This is a genomic window from Sorangium sp. So ce363, from assembly GCF_051520435.1.
Classification (GTDB): domain Bacteria; phylum Myxococcota_A; class Polyangia; order Polyangiales; family Polyangiaceae; genus Sorangium; species Sorangium cellulosum_B.
In genome coordinates this window covers 1,061,207-1,078,466 of sequence record NZ_CP150333.1, presented here as the reverse complement: position 1 = coordinate 1,078,466, position 17,260 = coordinate 1,061,207, and the positions used below count along the sequence as shown (strand labels likewise).

At 73.0% G+C, this 17,260-nt stretch carries 7 protein-coding genes; 2 read left to right on the top strand and 5 right to left on the bottom strand.

The annotated features are described in order from the left end of the window. Positions 1 to 2: 2 nt before the first annotated feature. From WMF12_RS04080 to WMF12_RS04070, 3 genes are all read right to left on the bottom strand, one after another. Entirely contained in the window at positions 3 to 7,733 is a 7,731-nt protein-coding gene (locus WMF12_RS04080) for an SDR family NAD(P)-dependent oxidoreductase (RefSeq protein ID WP_437866006.1), read from the bottom strand. 26 nt (positions 7,734 to 7,759) lie between these two features. Then, entirely contained in the window at positions 7,760 to 9,409 is a 1,650-nt protein-coding gene (locus WMF12_RS04075) for a PfaD family polyunsaturated fatty acid/polyketide biosynthesis protein (RefSeq protein ID WP_437744313.1), read from the bottom strand. 235 nt (positions 9,410 to 9,644) lie between these two features. Continuing rightward, positions 9,645 to 10,415, bottom strand: coding sequence for an SDR family NAD(P)-dependent oxidoreductase (locus WMF12_RS04070; RefSeq protein ID WP_437865992.1), 771 nt, complete (start codon positions 10,413 to 10,415; stop codon positions 9,645 to 9,647). Positions 10,416 to 10,718: 303 nt separating this feature from the next. Between WMF12_RS04070 and WMF12_RS04065 the strand changes: the two genes are divergently transcribed. Then, complete coding sequence (locus tag WMF12_RS04065; protein ID WP_437865980.1) at positions 10,719 to 13,298, top strand: ATP-binding protein; 2,580 nt, start codon at positions 10,719 to 10,721, stop codon at positions 13,296 to 13,298. A 43-nt stretch (positions 13,299 to 13,341) separates the two neighbouring features. Here WMF12_RS04065 and WMF12_RS04060 read toward each other — a convergent pair whose 3' ends face one another. Beyond that, positions 13,342 to 14,091: a hypothetical protein gene (locus WMF12_RS04060; protein WP_437865964.1), complete on the bottom strand. Its 750-nt coding sequence runs from the start codon at positions 14,089 to 14,091 to the stop codon at positions 13,342 to 13,344. Between the two features lie 311 nt (positions 14,092 to 14,402). On the opposite strand from WMF12_RS04060, the gene WMF12_RS04055 reads away from it, so the two are divergent. Continuing rightward, a complete protein-coding gene (locus WMF12_RS04055) occupies positions 14,403 to 15,572 on the top strand; it encodes a hypothetical protein (protein ID WP_437865960.1) in 1,170 nt (389 codons plus the stop codon). Between the two features lie 76 nt (positions 15,573 to 15,648). On the opposite strand, the gene WMF12_RS04050 is transcribed toward WMF12_RS04055, so the two are convergent. Continuing rightward, complete coding sequence (locus tag WMF12_RS04050) at positions 15,649 to 16,998, bottom strand: MBL fold metallo-hydrolase (protein ID WP_437865955.1); 1,350 nt, start codon at positions 16,996 to 16,998, stop codon at positions 15,649 to 15,651. Positions 16,999 to 17,260: the final 262 nt, after the last annotated feature.

Below are 17,260 nucleotides of genomic sequence, written 5' to 3'. Positions count from 1 at the left end.
GATCACGCCTGGCCGCGCGCCGTGTCGGGGCGCAGGACGTACTGCACGTCGCGCAGCTCCGCGACGAGCGAGCCGCGGTCGTCGACGAACGCGATGTCAGCCTTCGTGCGATCGCGGGCCACGATCTGCCCGCGCACCACGGCGCGCAGCGGGCCGTCGGACGGCCCCTCGGCGAAGGTGTGCAGCGCGCCCACGGACATCGGGAGCGCCGCGCCGCCGAGCACGTGCTGCGTCCACAGCGTCGCGAGCTGCAGCCCGCCGTCGAGCGCCGCCGGATCGGTCTTCCACGGCTGGGCCACCCAGCCGGCCTCGCGGAGGCCCACGACCGTCCCCGCGATCCCGTCGCGGCTCACGCCGTCGAGCTGCCGGATCACCTGGAAGTCGCGGCCGTGGAAGAGCGTGCGGCCGTCGTACAGCTCGCCGCCGGCGGGCCACGGGCCGAGCTCCGGCGCGGCCGGGCCCTTCGGGGCCACGCGCCCTTCGGGCGGCTGCATCTGGATGGTCGCCGCGTAGTGCAGCGCCCCCTGCGGCCCGCGCAGCTCCGCCGCGAGCACCGCGCCTTGGCCGTTGCTCACCTCGCGGCAGTCGACGCGGAACACCTCGCCGCCGGACTCGTACGCCGCGAGCTTGATCCCGCGCAGGACCCGCACGTCGCGGAGCTCGGTCACGACGAGATCCGGGCGGCACGCGCGCGCGGCGCGGGCGAACCACTCGAGCGCGATCACCACCGGCACCACGGGGACGCCGTTGATGGCGTGATCGCCGAGGTAGGGGTGCGTCGCGCGGTCCGCGCGGACGGCCAGCGCGACCCGGCCGCCGTTGCCCTGGGCCGCGAGCGCCTTCGGCTCCGCGCCGAGCACGAGCTCGACCGCGCCGGGCGGGGCGCCGCCTTGCCCGCGCGCGCCGCGATCGCCGCGATCGCCCGAGGCGTCGCACAGCTCGTCGAGGAGCATCTTCGCGCCCGCGGCGAGCGGGATGAGCGGCACGCCGAGCTGCGCGAAGTGGGCCTCGAGCGCCGCGTTCACCATGCCGCCTTGCCAGGGGCCCCAGCCGAGCGACTTCACCCGGCAGCCCGGGCGGCGGGCTGCCTCGGCGGCCGCGACCTTGTTCAGGACCTCGTTCGCCATCGCGTAGTCGCACTGCCCCTTGTTGCCGCCGCGCGCGGCGATCGAGCTGAAGAGGACGATCGCCTTGAGCGGGTCGCCCGCGGTCGCGCCGAGCAGGGCCCGGAGGCCGTCGACCTTCGTGCTGAACACGCGCTCGAACTGCTCGACCGTCTTCTCGGCGACGAGCTTGTCGGCGAGCACGCCGGCGCCGTGGACGATCGCCGTGACGGGGCCGAGGGCGCCGCGCACGCCGTCGAGCGCCGCGGCCACCGCCCGCGCGTCGTTCACGTCGACAGGGACGTAGAGGGCCTCGCCGCCGGCGGCGCGGATCGCGTCGAGCGTCGCGCGGACCTCGCGGTTCGCGAGGATCTTCGCGACGCTCCGGCCGATCTCCGCCGGGGTCACCCGCTGGCCCGCGGAGGTCGCCGCCTTGACGAGCGCCGCCTTGAGCGCGGCCTCGCCGTCGGCGCCGCGGCAGGCGGCCGGCTCGTCCTCGAGCGCGGTGCGGCCGAGCAGCGCGAACCGCGCGTGGCTGGCCCTGGCGAGCGCGATCAGCGTCGCCGCGGTGACGCCGCGGGCGCCGCCGCTCGCCACGACCACGTCGGACGGCCCGAGGGGGAGCGGCCCGGGCTGCGCGTCCTGCCGGACGCTGCGCGGGGTGGTGCGCCGGCCGTCCGCGCGCAGGCCGATCTCGAGCTCGACGCCGCCGGACAGGAGCTCCGAGGTGATGGCCTCCGAGAGCTCGCCGTCCGAGCGGCCGGCGCGCTCGAGGTCGATCGCGCGGCAGGACGCCTCGGGCCACTCCAGCGCCGCGGTCTTCACGAGCCCCGTCAGCCCGCCGATCCAGGCTCGGTCCGAGCCGGCGAGGCCGAAGTCGCCGCCGGTGTCCTGGACCGTGACGAAGAGGGCCGGCTTCGCCGCGATCGCCTGGGCTGCGAGGAACGCCTCGCGATGGACGGTGAGCGCCTCGTCGGCCGTGGCCAGCTCGCGCAGGCCGCCGAGGAACACGGCGCCGCGCGCGCCGCGGGGCACGGCGGGGGCGTACTCGGCGGCGATCCCGCGCGCCGCGAGGGCCGCCACGAGCGCGGGGCCGATCGCGTCGTGGCCGGTGACCACGAGGGTGCCTGCGTCGAAGAGGCCGGGCATCGTGAGGCCGGCGGCGGGCGCCGGCTCCTCGACGAGCGTCCACCGGCCGAGGGGCGCGGAGGCCGGCTCCTCGGCGGGCGCCGCCGGGGCAGCGCCGGCGGTGACAGCGGCGGGACCGAGGCTCGCGCGGAGGTGGTCGACGACCTGCCCCAGCGTGCGCAGCTGCGCCAGCGCCGACGCGTCGACCTCCGCCAGCCCCGGCGTCCGATCGCGGACCGCCGACAGGATCTCCACCCGCTTGATGCTGTCGATGCCGAGGTCGCTCTCCAGCTCCATCTGCAGCCCCAGCATCTCCGCCGGGTAGCCCGTCGTCTCCGCGACGACCGCCATCACCACCCGCTCCACCTCGGCCGCGCCAGGCGCCGCGCCGGACGCGCCGGCAGGCGCTGCGATAGCAGGCACGGCGGCGGCGGTGGGCGTGACGACTGCCGAGCTTGCGCTGGCGGCCGGCAGCGAGGCGCGGAGGTGGTCGACGACCTGCCCCAGCGTGCGCAGCTGCGCCAGCGCCGAGGCGTCGACCTCCGCCAGCCCCGGCGTCCGGTCGCGGACCGCCGACAGGATCTCCACCCGCTTGATGCTGTCGATGCCGAGATCGCTCTCCAGCTCCATCTGCAGCCCCAGCATCTCCGCCGGGTAGCCCGTCGTCTCCGCGACGACCGCCATCACCACCTGCTCCACCTCAGCCGCGCCAGGCGCAGAGGCGGAAGCGACGGCAGGCGCCGCGACGGCAGACGCCTTCGCGGCGGGCGCGACGGCCGCCGGACTGGCGCTGGCGGCAGGCAGCGAGGCGCGGAGGTGGTCGACGACCTGCCCCAGCGTGCGCAGCTGCGCCAGCGCCGACGCATCGACCTCCGACAGTCCGGGCGTCCGGTCACGGACCGCCGACAGGATCTCCACCCGCTTGATGCTGTCGATGCCGAGATCGCTCTCCAGCTCCATCTGAAGCCCGAGCATCTCCGCCGGATAGCCCGTCGTCTCCGCGACGACCGCCATCACCACCCGCTCCACCTCGGCCGCGCCAGGCGCCGCGCCCGACGAGACGGCAGGCGCCGCGACGACAGGCGCCTTCGCGGCGGACGCGGCGACAGCCGGATTGGCGCTGGCGGCAGGCAGTGAGGCGCGGAGGTGGTCGACGACCTGCCCCAGCGTGCGCAGCTGCGCCAGCGCCGACGCGTCGACCTCCGACAGCCCCGGCGTCCGATCGCGGACCGCCGACAGGATCTCCACCCGCTTGATGCTGTCGATGCCGAGGTCGCTCTCCAGCTCCATCTGAAGCCCGAGCATCTCCGCCGGGTAGCCCGTCGTCTCCGCGACGACCGCCATCACCACCCGCTCCACCTCGGACGCGCCAGGCGCCGCGCCGGAAGCGACGGCAGGCGCCGCGATGGCAGACGCCTTCGCGGCGGGCGCGACGGCCGCCGGACTGGGGCTGGCGGCCGGCCCGGCGGCCGGCAGCGAGGCGCGGAGGTGGTCGACGACCTGCCCCAGCGTGCGCAGCTGCGCCAGCGCCGAGGCATCGACCTCCGACAGCCCAGGCGTCCTGTCACGGACCGAGGACAGGATCTCCACCCGCTTGATGCTGTCGATGCCGAGATCGCTCTCCAGCTCCATCTGCAGCCCGAGCATGGAGACGGGGTATCCCGTCTTGTCCGCGACCACGTCGAGGACCAACCGCTCGATGTCAACACGCGGCGCAGCGGCGACCGCCGCCTGCGTTGCCACGGCGACCGCTGGCGCGGTGACGGCCGTAGACACTGCCATCGCAGGCGTCGCGGCTGCGGTCTTCGCCGCCGCAACAGGCGCCGAGGCGGCCGCTTTTGCGGTCACGGCGGGCGCTGCAACCGCCACCTTCGCTGTCACGGCAGGCGCCGCCTGCGCCGGCAGCGCGACAGGCGTATGGAGCTCCCCGCCGGCACCGTTCAGGCCGTCCAGGGCCACGTTGCTCCTGCCCTCGCCGGAGCGCGCGGTCGGCGCCCCTGCGGGCCGTAGGGATGCCTCCGAGACAGGCCCCACATGCACCGGAGCGAGGAGAACCGGCGGAGGCCGTACCTCGGACACCGTCGTCGGAGCGACCGGGTACGGAGCGCCGGTCGCCAGCGCAGCAAGCCCTGCGAAGGACGCCTCGGCGGCCTGAAGGAAGGCGATGTGGCTCTCGGCCATCGTGCGCTGGTACACGCTGTGGGCTTCCGCCGTGGCGCGCTGCGCCTCCTGGTACGCGGCCAGCCACGACGCGCTCGCCGCCGGCCGCGATGCGCTCACGACAGGCGCCGGCGCGCTCACCACCGCCTGCGGCACGCTCACCACCGCCTGCGGCACGCTCACCACGGGCGCCGACGCGCTCACTGCCGAACGCGACGCGCTCACGATAGGCGCCGACGCGCTCGCCACCGCAGGCGCCGGCGCGCTCACCACAGGCGCCGGCGCGCTCACCACAGGCGCCGGCGCGCTCACTACCGGCCGCGACGCGCTCACCACAGGCGCCGGCGCGCTCACTGCCGAACGCGATGCGCTCACCGCAGGCGCCGGCGCGCTCACCGCAGACGCCGACGCGCCCACCGCCGCCCGCGGCGCGCTCGCCACAGGCTGCAACGCCGCCCGCGCCCCCTCCGGCGCCGGCTTCTGCGCCGCCCGCGGCGGACTCGCCGCCGGCAGCGCCTTCGCGCCCCCCTGCGGCGGGTACGGCTTCCCGTAGTTGCTGCCGTTGATCTGCAGCGCCAGCTTCGGCTTCGGCAGCGCCCGCGGATCGCTCGGCGCCGCGAAGCCTTCCCACAGGACCCGCGCGTCCAGCGGCACCCCGGCCACGGCGAGCCGCGCCACCGCCTCGAGCAGGCTCGTCACGCCGTGTTTGCCCTTGCGGTCGAGCGCCACCGCCCGGTGCGGCCGGCCGCTCAGGATGTCGCCGACCAGGTTCGTCAGCACCGAGCCCGGCCCGACCTCGACGAACGTGCGCGCGCCGTCCGCGTACATCCGCTCGATCTCCTCCACGAACCGCACCGGCTCCGCGAGCTGCCGCGCCAGCCGGTCGCGCGCCGCGTCGCCGCCGCCCGCGTACGGCTCGATCTCCGCGTTGCTGTACACGGGCGCCGCCGGCGCCTCGACCGCGATGCCCGCCAGGAACTCGCGGAGCGGCGCGCTCGCCTCCGCCACGAGCGGCGAGTGGAACGCCGCGGCCACATCGAGGCGCCGCGCCTGGATCCCGACGCCCTTCAGCCGCTCCTCCGCGGCCTCGATCGCCGCGACCGAGCCCGACAGCACCACCTGCTTCGGGCCGTTGTGGTTCGCGATCACCACGCCGCCGAGGCCGAGCGCCCGCACCTCGTCGATCCCCCGCGGGACCGCGATCATCGCGCCCCGCTCCGACGACGCCGCGCCCATCAGCTCGCCGCGCCGCCGCGCCACGCGCAGCAGGTCTGCCGCGGACAGCGCGCCGGCCGCGTGCAGCGCCGTGATCTCGCCGAAGCTGTGGCCCGCGAACGCCTCGGCCCGCACCCCGAGCGCCGCGAGCAGCGCGAGGTGCGCGAGGCTCGTCGCGCCGATCGCCGGCTGCGCCCACCGCGTCTCGCGGAGCCGCGCCTCCTGCGCCGCCCGGTCCTCGTCCGAGAACACCGGCCGCGGGAACACCACCTCGTGCAGCGGCGCGTCCGCGATCGCGACGCCCGCCGCCGCGTCCCAGGCCGCGCGCGCCGGGTCGAACGTCATGAGCGCGTCCGCGCCCATCCCGACGTACTGGCTCCCCTGCCCCGGGAACAGGAACGCCACCCGCCCCGGCGCCTCCCCGCTCGCGCAGTGCACGAGCGGCGCCGAGAGCGCCTGCTCCGGCCTCGCCTCGAGGTGCGCCGCGACCTGCTCGAGCTTCTTCCTGAGATCCGCCTCGTCCGTCGCGCACAGCCCGAGCCGCGCCGGCCTCGACGCGTCGAACGAGAGCACCGACTCCCGCGCCAGGAAGCGCAGGATCTCGGGCACCTCCGCCTCCTTCGCCAGCGCCCGCGCGCGATCCGCGAGCGCCGCCGGCGTGTCCGCCGACAGGAGGAACAGCTCCGCCGGCAAGGCCCGCACCCGCCACGCCTTCGGCGCCGGGCCCGTGTACTCCTCCAGCGCCACGTGGAAGTTCGAGCCGCCGAAGCCGAACGAGCTCACCGACGCCCGCCGCGGGTGGTCCCCCGGCCGGATCCACGGCCGCGCCTGGGTGTTGAGATAAAAAGCGGTCTTTTCTATGTCGAGCTTGGGGTTCGGCTTGTCGACCTTGATGGTCGGCGGGAGCACCTTGTGGTGCAGCGCCATGATCGCCTTGAACAGGCCGGCCGCGCCGGCCGCCGCCTTGGTGTGGCCGATCTGCGACTTCACGCTGCCGAGCGCGCACCACTGGCGGTCTTCGCGCCCCGACTCGTCGAACATCGCGCGCAGGCCCTCGAACTCGGCCGCGTCGCCGGCCTTCGTCCCGGTGCCGTGCGCCTCCATCAGCTCCACGGTCTCGGGGCCGTACCCGGCGGCGGCGTACGTCCGGCGGAGCGCCTTCGCCTGCCCTTCCGGCACCGGCGCGTACACGCTCTTGCTCCGCCCGTCCGAGGACGAGCCGATCCCGCGGATCACCGCGTAGACCCGGTCTCCGTCGCGCTCGGCGTCGTCGAGCCGCTTGAGCGCCACCATCGCGATGCCCTCGCCGAGCAGCGTGCCGTCGGCCTTGTCGGAGAACGGCCGGCAATCGCCCGACTTCGACAGCGCGGGCGTCTTGCTGAAGCACATGTACATGAAGGCGTCGTTCATCGTGTCGCAGCCGCCCGCGATCACGAGATCGGACTGGCCGAGCGCCAGCTCGTTGATGGCCATCGACATCGCCGACAGCGACGACGCGCACGCCGCGTCGGTCACGCAGTTCGTCCCGCCGAGGTCGAGCCGGTTCGCGATGCGCCCGGCCACCACGTTCCCGAGCAGGCCCGGAAAGCTCGACTCCTGCCATGGCACGTAGTTGCCCGCGATCTTGTCGCAGGCGCGCTTCACCTCGTCCTCCGGATACCCGAGATCCCGGAGCGCCTTCGCCCACACCGGCCGCTGGATCCGGCTCACCATCGAGGCGAGCAGCTCCTGCGCGGAGGTGACGCCGAGGATCACGCTCATCCGCTCGCGGCTCATCGACTCGAACTGCCCCTGCGCCGCGTCCTCCAGGACCCGCTTCGCCACGATCAGCGCGAGCAGCTGCGTCGTGTCCGTCGCCGGAACGATCGAGGGCGGGACGCCCCACTCGAGCGGATCGAACGGCACATTCTTGAGAAAGGCGCCGCGCTTCGCATATGTCTTGTCCGGGGCGGACGGGTCGGGATCGTAGTAGTCCTCGACCAGCCAGTGGGTGCTCGGGACATCCGTGATAAGGTCTGTCCCGGACAGGATATCGCGCCAGAAGCCGTGCGCGTCGACCGAGCCGGGGAAGATGGCGCTCACGCCGACGACGGCGATGTGCGGGATACGCGAAGACGAAGGGTGCATGAGGACCTCGGCAGGTGGTCAGGCGCTCAGGCGAGCGGGCGAGGAGTGAAGTGGAATGCGGCGCTCGGCACGGGGACGCCGTACGTCCGGAGCTGCTGCGCGCGCGTGACGACGGCCGCGCCCTCGAGCAGGTTGCGCGCGACCTGGACCGCGGTGCGGCGCGCCGGGTCCTCGAGGAACGACCCCTTGACCCAGCGGTTGAACGCGCCCATGGCCGGGCCGCACCAGATCTGGTAATCGGCGCGGCGCTTCGGGTCCCCGGCGATCGCCCACTTGCTGGACATGCCGAGATACCAGCGGAAGATCAGCGCCATCTTGTGCTTCGGCTCGCGCGCGGCGCGCTCGAGCTCGGCCGGGTCGCGCTCGGCGAAGAACCGCTCGCAGCCCGCCCACACCTCGTCGCACGACATCTGGAACAGCTCCCTCTCGATGCGCGCGCGCACGTCGCTGGGCAGCGACTCGATGGAGTCGTGGGCGACGTAGAGGTCGTAGAGCCGCTGCGCGCGGACACCGAACATCGTGCCGCGCTTGAGCACCTGGACCTGCACGCCGAGCTCGAACATGTCGGCGGCCGGCGTCATCACCACGTCCGGGAGATCGGCCTGGGCCAGCATCTTCTTTCCCTCGTCGGACAGGCCCGACTCGATGCACGACTGGTTGACCGAGCCCGTGAGCACGTACGCCGCCCCGAGCGCGAACGCGGCGGCGACCGACTCCGGCGTGGAGAGGCCGCCGGCGGCGCCGACGCGGATCGGCCGGTGATACCCGTACTTCGCCGCGAGCTCGTCGCGGACGCCGAGGATCACCGGGAACAGCGCGACGAGGGGCTGGTTGTCGGTGTGACCGCCGGAGTCCGCTTCCACGGTGATGTCCTCGGCGACCGGGAGGCTCCGCGCGAGCTCCGCCTCGTCGCGGGTGAGCCACCCGTTGCGAACGCAGGTGTCGAGGATCTCGGCCGGCGCGGGCGACAGGAAGCGCGCGGCGACCTCCGGGCGCGAGATCTTCGCGAACAGGTGGTTCTTCCGGTCGACGCGGCCGTCGGGCAAGCGCTTGACGCCGCTGTAGGCGAACCGCACGACCATCGGGTTCAGGCCCATGTAGGCGGCCGCCTCGGCCCGCCGGACTCCCCTCTTCAGGTAGAGCTCCACCGTGTCGCTCTCCAGCCTGGGCTGGTTCGGAGCGTGGATGAGGTTGCAGCCCCAGGTGGGGCCGTCCGTCCCGAGCGCCGCCGAGATCTCGTCGATCGCCTGCTCGATCCGGTGCAGCCCGAGCCCGGCGGCGCCGAAGAACCCCATCATGCCTGCCTTGGCCATCGCGATCGTGAGCCGCGTGGTGTGGATGCCGTTCGCCATCGCGCCGGCCACGTAGGGGAAGCGCAGGCCGTGGACCTCGACGAAGGAGCGGTCTCCGAGCCACTCCGGGTACAGGGCGGGCAGCGTTCCGAGGAGCGGGAACGTCGGGACCCCGTTGACCTGATCCTCGCGGAGGACAGCGCCGCCCCGGGACACGCCGACGCGCCCATCCGGCGTCTCACGCACCACGTGCACCGGCTCTCGCACGCAGGAGACGGCCTCCCGCAGATCTGTCGATGTGAACGCGGGGAGCCAGGGCCCGCTGCGCCAGATGCCGATCGGCTGGAGGCCGGCGCTGCGGATGACCTGCGGATCCTCAATCATGCTGGGCTGCCTCCTAATGACAAGCACGGCCTCTATAACACCCGTCGTGAGCGGCCCGCGGTAATGGTTCGGTCACGGCGCAACGGCGGGACGGACGCCTTCACCAGGCGATGAAAGCGCTTTCCCTCGGCTCCTGCGGGCCTGACGCGCCCTCGTGACGCACCGCGCCTTTGTTTCGTATCTGTCACACGCGCCGCAGCGCGGCGCTCACCGCACCGGCGACGGGCCCGTCGCTCTAGAGAGAGTAGCCACCATCGCTGACGAGGAGCGCGCCAGTCATGGTGGCAGAGGCGTCGGAGAGCAGGAACGCGATGAGCCCGGCGATCTCGTCGGCGCTCGCGTAGCGGCCCAGGGGCGTCGACATCGCCGCCATCTGATCGAACGCGGCGCGCTCGCTGCCGGCCGTCGTGACGAGCGCCTGGAAGAAGGGCGCCTGGGCCCAGATCGGCGTCTCGACGCCGCCAGGCAGGACGCCGTTCACCCGGATCTTGTCGCGCGCCCCCTCCTTCGCCGCGACGCGGACCAGCTGCGCCGCGCCGGCCTTGGATGCCCCATAAGCACCGATCCCCGGCTCGGCCTTGACCGCCGCGATCGAGGAGACGACGACAGCCGTCCCGCCACGACCGGTCTTCCTGAGCAGACGAAGGCCCGTCCGGAGCGTCAGAAAGACCCCATCGAGGTTCACGGAGAGGACCCGCCGCCAGTCGTCAAACGACGTCTCCTCGATCGGCGCGCCGTGGGCGATACCGGCGTTCGCGACGACATGGTCGAGCCTCCCGAAGCGACCCTCGACAGCCGCCTCGATCTCGACCCACGCGGCGTCGTCCCCCACGTCGGCCTCGCGCAGCAGGAGCTCCGGCCCGCGGAGATCGCCCGCGAGGGCGTCGAGCGCGTCGCGGCGCCGATCGATCAGGACCAGGCCGGATGCGGTCTGCGACAGCTTGCGCGCGGTCGCAGCGCCGATACCCGACGCCGCTCCGGTGATGAGCGCGACTCCCTCCACCATGGGCGTACCTCCTCTCCTGTAGCACGGCGGAGCCGCCGCGCGCAGGCGCCAGTGCAGAGCTTTTGGGGTTCAGGGCCAGTGGGACGAGGCCAGCGACGCGCAGGCCAGCGCCGCCGGGAGGGCTCGACGGGACCGACACCAGGCGCTACCACAGCGCCCAGCGGCGAGGTGAGCGGCGGATCCGACGCGCCAGCCTGCTCGGGCGTCATTTTACACGACCGCACGCGCTCGACCGCGGCGTCCCGGTGCTGAGCAGGTTTGATGTCGCCCGCGCTCGCCTTATGCTCCTGTGACGATACGACGATGAGACGTCTCTACCGCCTCTCTGCCAAGATCAGCAGGCTCCTCACGGCCCGTCGGACGCGCGAAGCACGCGCGCGGACGCCCCGTGTGGCGCCGCCGGACGAGGCCTCGACTGGCACCGCCGCCCAGGAATGGGCGCCGGCGCCCGTCGATCAGCAGCAGGCGGTGCTCAAGTACGTCATCGCCAACGTCCCCCACGCCATCTTCTGGAAAGACCGTCATGGACGGTTTCTCGGGGGAAATCAGAACTTCCTCAACGACACCAACACGAAGGTGCTGGAGAACCTCGTCGGCAAGACCGATTTCGACGTGTGGGGCAGCAAGAACGCAGAGTGCTTCGTGCGCATCGACCGGGAGGTCATGGAGGGCGGCACCCCGGTCCTCGACGTCGAGGAGCCGCTGCTCCGCCCGGACGGCGAGCAGCGGTTCCTGCTCACCAGCAAGGTGCCCATCCGCGACGAGGGGGGCGACGTGACGGGGATCCTCGGGATCTACGCGGACATCACCGAGCGCAAACGGATGGAGATCGAGCTCCAGAAGGCCAAGGAGGCGGCGGACGCCGCGGCCCGCGCCAAGGGAGAGTTCCTCACGGTGATGAGCCACGAGCTACGGACGCCGCTCTCCCTCATCCTCGGACCGCTCGAGTCGCTCCTGTCCAACCGGGACGAACCGCTCTCGCTGCGGGTACGGGCGGACCTCGAGCTCATCCAGCGCAGCGGGCGGCGGCTCCGCCGGCTGGTCGACGATGTCCTCGATCACCAGAAGATCGAGGCCGGCAAGATGCAGATCGACTGGGAGGCCGTCGACGTCGGAGAGCTCGTCTCGGACATCGTGGAGGAGGCTCGCCCGGCGGCGGCGCGCGGCGGGCTCGATCTCTCGATTCACGTGGATCCCGAGCTGCGGAGGGTCCCCGCCGATCGGCGCAAGCTCGAGAAGATCGCGCTCAACCTGCTGGGCAACGCGCTGAAGTTTACCCCGCCTGGCGGGCGCGTCACCGTCGACCTGCGGGCGCTCGATGGTCTGTTCGAGCTCTCGGTCGAGGACACCGGCCCTGGCATCCCGGCGGACAGGAGACACCTGCTCTTTCGACGCTTTCAGCAGATCGACGCCTCGGCGACGCGAAAGCACGAGGGGACGGGGATCGGGCTGTCGCTGGCCAAGGAGCTCACGGAGCTCATGGGCGGCACGGTCGGCGTGGAGAGCGAGCCCGGGGTCGGCTCTCGCTTCTTCGTGCGGCTCCCGCGCGCCGCGGATTTCCTGGCAGCGCGGCGGGCGACCGCCGCGCCCGAGCCGCCGAGATCGCTCAACGGCGCGGGTGCCTTCGAGCCTCCCCCGTCGTCGGTCAACCTCCGCGGCTTCGAGGTGCCTCCGCTGCCCGCCGCGGTCGCGCCCCGCGCCGACGGCGGCGCGGAGGGGCCGCGCGTGCTCGTGGTGGAAGACAACCCGGACATGAGATCGTACCTGGCGGACATCCTGTCGGCCGGACACGAGATCGTCCTGGCGACGAACGGCCGGGAAGCGCTCGAGTCGATCGCGGCGAAGCGGCCCGATGTCATCGTCTCGGACGTGATGATGCCGGAGATGGACGGATTCGAGCTGGTCAGGCGTCTCAAGGGGGATGCCGCGCTCCGGGACATCCCGGTCCTCCTCTTGACGGCCAGGGCGAGCGGCGCGGAGGCCGTGGGGGGGCTCGACGTCGGCGCCGACGAGTACATGAGCAAGCCGTTCGACCCCCTGGAGCTCAGGGCGCGAGTCCGCGCCGCCGAGCGGCTGCACCGCGCCTATCTGGAGCTCGCGGCGAAGAACGGCGAGCTCGCGGCGGCGCTGGAGCGGCTCTCGGAGACGCAGCAGGAGCTCCTCCAGGCGGGCAAGATGGCGGCGATAGGGACGCTGGTGGCGGGGCTGTCGCACGAGATGAACAACCCGGTGTCGGCCATCCTGATGAACGCCCAGCTGCTGCTCAGGCGGCACCGGAAGGGGCACGGCCTGCCCGACGAGGCCTCGCTCCTGAAGGCGCTCAGCACCATCGAGCGGCAGGCGATCCGGTGCTCGGATCTCGTGACGGCGCTGCTCGAGTACGCGCGCGGCAAGCCGATCGGCCGGGAGCCCTGCGACGTGCGCGCGGCGCTCCGCCGCGCGGTCGACCTGTCCGTCCCGCGGGCGCGCGAGCGCAGGGTCCACCTCGAGGCGGACGGCACCTCATCGGAGCTGCCCGAGGTGCTCGTCAACGCATCGCAGCTCGAGTCGGCCTTGCTCAACGTGATAGGCAATGCGCTCGACGCCAGCCCGCACGGCAGCGCCGTGGTGGTCGAGGCTCGCCCGCTGCCGCGCGGGGACATCCACGGCGTGGAGATCGACGTGCACGACCACGGCTGCGGCATCCGCGCCGAGGACCTGAGCCGCATCTTCGAGCCGTTCTTCACGACGAAGCCGCCCGGGCAAGGGACCGGGCTCGGGCTGTCGCTGACGCACCGGTTCATCGAGGAGCACCACGGCAGCATCCGTATCGAGAGCGCGCTGGGCGAGGGCACGACGGTGCGCATGTGGCTGCCCGCGCGGCAAACGGAAGGGGCGGAGTGAGGCGAGGGAGCGCGTCCACGCCGGCCACGCCGGCCACGCGGGGTCAGCTCGCCGGCGAGGCGCGGAGCTCCGCGGCGAGCGCCGCACCCAGCGCGAAGAACGCCGGACGGGCGGGCTCCGGGCCGCCGCCCAGCCGGCGCTCGAGCCGCGCCGGATCCCAGCCGCAGGCATCGTAGGTCTCCAGCGCGTGCCGGTCGCGCCTGGACAGCCGGGCCCTCGCGCCGTGGAGCGCTGCGGCCATGGCCGGCAGCACCGCGGAGAGCGCGAGGCCGGTCTCCCCCCAGTCGTCGAGCGACGATGGGCTCTCCAGCACATCGACGACGAGGCCCGTGAAGAACAGGCCGACGACGGCCTCGCAGAGGCGATCCAGCGCGCCGCGCACGGCGTCATCGCCCATCGTCCAGAGCGCCGGGTCCGGGTTGAAATAGCCCAGGAACGCTTGCAGCATGAGCATCGGCGTCTCGGGCATCAAGAAGCGACGCTCGCCCCGCTCGCGCGACCGCCTGCGGAGCACGCGCATCATCGAGATCATGATCTCGCCGACCGCGAACCCCTGCTGCGCCTGCTCGGCGAGATCGTCGCCCATGTCCACCTCGACGCGGACCCCGGGGGCGAGCCGGGCGACGAACGAGATCCCGAGCGGGTGCACGAACAGCGTCCTCGTGGCGAGCATCTCGACGTCACGGAGGACATCTGCGGGGAGAACCGCCGCATAGGCGACGAGCGCACGCTGGACCGCGCCGGTGATGAGCGGGTCCTCGGGGACGTCGTCGACCAGGTCGCCCAGGCTCATGATCGACTCCGCATGATCGCGGAATAGCACAGCTGGACCTGGACGAGGAGCGGCGCCCGCTTCGCGCCGAACGCTCTCGATGCCGCCGGCGGCAGCGCGACATCGGATCTGTCATTTATTTGCGGCGAGCGATCTGTCATTTATTTGTGACGAGAGATCTCGTCATTTATTGATGACGAAGAGGGAAGGAGGCCACGGCGCCCCGCGACCCCCTCGATCCGACAGCGCACCGCATCAAGCTCGCCCTCGAGCCGGAGCTCGATCTGCGGCGCGCGCGCCGTACGGGCGCCCCTGTGTGGTAGCTTCGGCGCATGACCAGCGCGGGCGCGACGCTGCCAGTCCCGGTCGCGACGCCGCGTCGAGCCGCGTTGCGCGCCCATCTCACCGAGTTCCTGCTCGTCGGGGGCGCGACGCTCGTGCTCTTCCCGCTCGCGTGGCTCGCCCGCAGGGCCGTCGGGCTCGACGCGGCGGAGCTCGCGATCGGCTTCCTGACGTTCCACGCCGCGTCCGTGATCAACGATCCTCACTTCGCGGTGACGTACCTGCTGTTCTACAAGGACGCGAGGCGCCGCGCGTTCGGCGGCGCGTTCGCCCCGGCGCAGCGAGCCCGCTACATCCTGGCCGGCCTCCTGGTCCCGGTCGCGCTGCTCGCGTGGGCGATCGGGGCGCTCTCGACCGGCTCCGCGCGGTCCATGGGCTTCATGATCCAGCTCATGTTCCTCCTGGTGGGCTGGCACTACGTGAAGCAGGGCTTCGGCGTCCTGACGGTGCTCTCGGCGCGGCGTGGGTTCCGGTTCGGCTCCCTGGAGCGCAAGGTGATCCTCGCGCACTGCTTCGCGGCCTGGGCGTACGCGTGGGCGAGCCCGGCGGATCCAGGTAGAGAGGTCGAGGAGAAAGGCGTGGTCTACACGTCGCTCGGGCACCCGCCGGCGCTCGAGCCCGTCACCGGGCTCGCGTTCGGGCTCAGCGCGCTCGCGCTGCTCTGGGTGATCGCGCGCAGGTGGCGAATGGAGCGGCGCCTGCCGCCGCTCGCGCCGCTGGCCGGTTTCCTCATCACGATCTGGCTATGGACGGTCTACTCGAGCCTCGACCGGCTCATGGTGTACGTGATCCCGGCGCTCCACTCCGTTCAGTATCTGTATTTCGTCTGGCTCATGAAGCGGAACGAGGCGCGCGACGCCGAGGGCCCGCCGCTGTTCGGGCGGCCGACCGGCCTGCGCCTCGGGATCCTGGCGGCGACCGCCGTCGGCCTCGGGTGGGTCGTGTTCCGCGGCGCGCCCGCGCTCCTCGACGGCGCGCTGGTGCTGAGCTCGAGCGACGGCGAAGCGATGTCCGACCTGGGCCCGACACCGTACTTCGCAGCCGTCTTCGTGTTCGTGAACATCCACCACTATTTCATGGACAACGTCATCTGGCGCCGGGAGAACCCCGAGACAGCGTATCTGCTGCGACAGGACGACCGAGGCAGCGCGACCGGTTGATCGAGCGACCCGGCGCGGCGGCGCTCCCGCCCCGGCCCTGCGAGGACCGGAGCGCCGGGCGCCCCTCGAGGCCGCTTCACGCCCTCCTCTTCGCGACCGCCCCCGCCGCGCGCGCGGCGAGCCGCGCGGCGGCCGCCGCGGCGCCGAGCGCCGTGGCCGCGACAAGGGAGAGCCGCAGCCACGCAGCGGCGACCTTCTCCGGCCGGTAATCGGGCAGGTACGGCCGGGCGGCGCGCGGCAGCACCCAGGCCTCGCTCCCGGGGCCATCGCCGCCGATCGCGTGCACCGCGCGCGCGAGGCGGGTGCCGGGATACGAGCGGCTCTGCAACCAGGGGATGAACCGGAAGAAAGGGACGTGGCCAGGCGCCTGCCGCTCCATCCAGGCGAGCGCACGCTCCAGCTCGGCGGCCGTCGCGCGAGCGCCGCCGTCGCCTTCGAGGCGGCGCCATTCGCCATGGCCGGGCAGGAGCCACGCGAAGCGGAGGTGGCCAGCGCCCGCCAGCGCGACCAGGCGGCGCACGGAGCGGATCTGACGCTCCCAGTCGTTCCAGCACTGGAGCCGGAACGCCACGATCTGACCGATGCGGCGCGAGTAGGCGAGGTGGTCGCCGGTGAACAGGAAGCGGCCCCGGTACAGCAGGCACATCGAGCCCGCGGTGTGGCCGGGCTGCGAGAGCACGGCGAGCTCGGCGCCGGCGAGATCGCCGTCGGCGAGCGGCGAGCCGTCGAGGGTCATGGGCTCGAGGCGGTCGCTGAGCTTGATCTCCACATCGGAGGTGGCCGGATTGCGCCCGTCGCCGCGCGGGTTCACGTCCGCGGCGCCGAGGACGCGGCGACACCCGGGGAAGCGCGCCGCGAACTCGGCGTGGTGCGCGGTGTGGTCGCGGTGGGTGAGGAAGATCCACCGCACGCCGCCGCGCTCTTCGAGGAAACGGAAGACGGCCTCGGTCGGGCTCGGCAGGTCGACGAGCACGCCGCCGCCGGGGCGCTCGATGAAGTAGGCCGTCGCGCCCGCGTTCTCGCGCGCGGGATGGCCGAGGGCCCAGACGTCCTCTTCGATGCGGCGCGGCCAGGCGCGGAACGGGGCGCCGAGCGCGCCGGGCCGCGCGCGGCATGGCGACGACGATCGGAGGCGCAAGGCGTTGACCGGACAGGCGGCGACCGCCGAGCGCGCCGCCTCGAGGTCGGCCCGGCTCCGGGGCTGGCGCAGGATGCCGGTGAAGGCCCCTTCATCATAGGTGCCCGCGAGCACCGCGGGGCCGCGGCCCCGGACGTCGCCGTCCATGGCTTCCCAGTGCGCGGGCGCGACCTCGCCCAGGAGCTCTGGAGCGAAGTTCCTGCAAACGCCTGCACCACAGCAGGCGCGCGTGACGTGAAGTCGTCCCCAGTCTCCTTCATCGACACCGTCGTCCTGCGCGTTGTCCATAGGCGCGCAGACTACCACGTTGACCGAGAGCAGGCATGTGCGCCGACTCGCCTCGAGCGGCCGGACGCACCGAGGCGGCCCAATGCCATGACGCCATCACCACACCACCCGATCGTCCAAGTTGCACACCACCGTCTCCTGCATCGACGACATTCGCGGCGGTGCAGCGCCGTCACATCGCTCCGGCGGCGGTCGAAGAAGGCAGCGCTGCGGCGCCTTCGAGCGAGCTCACGACGAGCACCCTCACCGCCCCCATGAGCGC

Coding starts and splice junctions, on each gene's coding strand:
- WMF12_RS04080 (WP_437866006.1), bottom strand. CDS start 7,733: ATGCACCCTTCGTCTTCGCGTATCCCGCACATCGCCGTCGTCGGCGTG.
- WMF12_RS04075 (WP_437744313.1), bottom strand. CDS start 9,409: ATGATTGAGGATCCGCAGGTCATCCGCAGCGCCGGCCTCCAGCCGATC.
- WMF12_RS04070 (WP_437865992.1), bottom strand. CDS start 10,415: ATGGTGGAGGGAGTCGCGCTCATCACCGGAGCGGCGTCGGGTATCGGC.
- WMF12_RS04065 (WP_437865980.1), top strand. CDS start 10,719: ATGAGACGTCTCTACCGCCTCTCTGCCAAGATCAGCAGGCTCCTCACG.
- WMF12_RS04060 (WP_437865964.1), bottom strand. CDS start 14,091: ATGAGCCTGGGCGACCTGGTCGACGACGTCCCCGAGGACCCGCTCATC.
- WMF12_RS04055 (WP_437865960.1), top strand. CDS start 14,403: ATGACCAGCGCGGGCGCGACGCTGCCAGTCCCGGTCGCGACGCCGCGT.
- WMF12_RS04050 (WP_437865955.1), bottom strand. CDS start 16,998: ATGGACAACGCGCAGGACGACGGTGTCGATGAAGGAGACTGGGGACGA.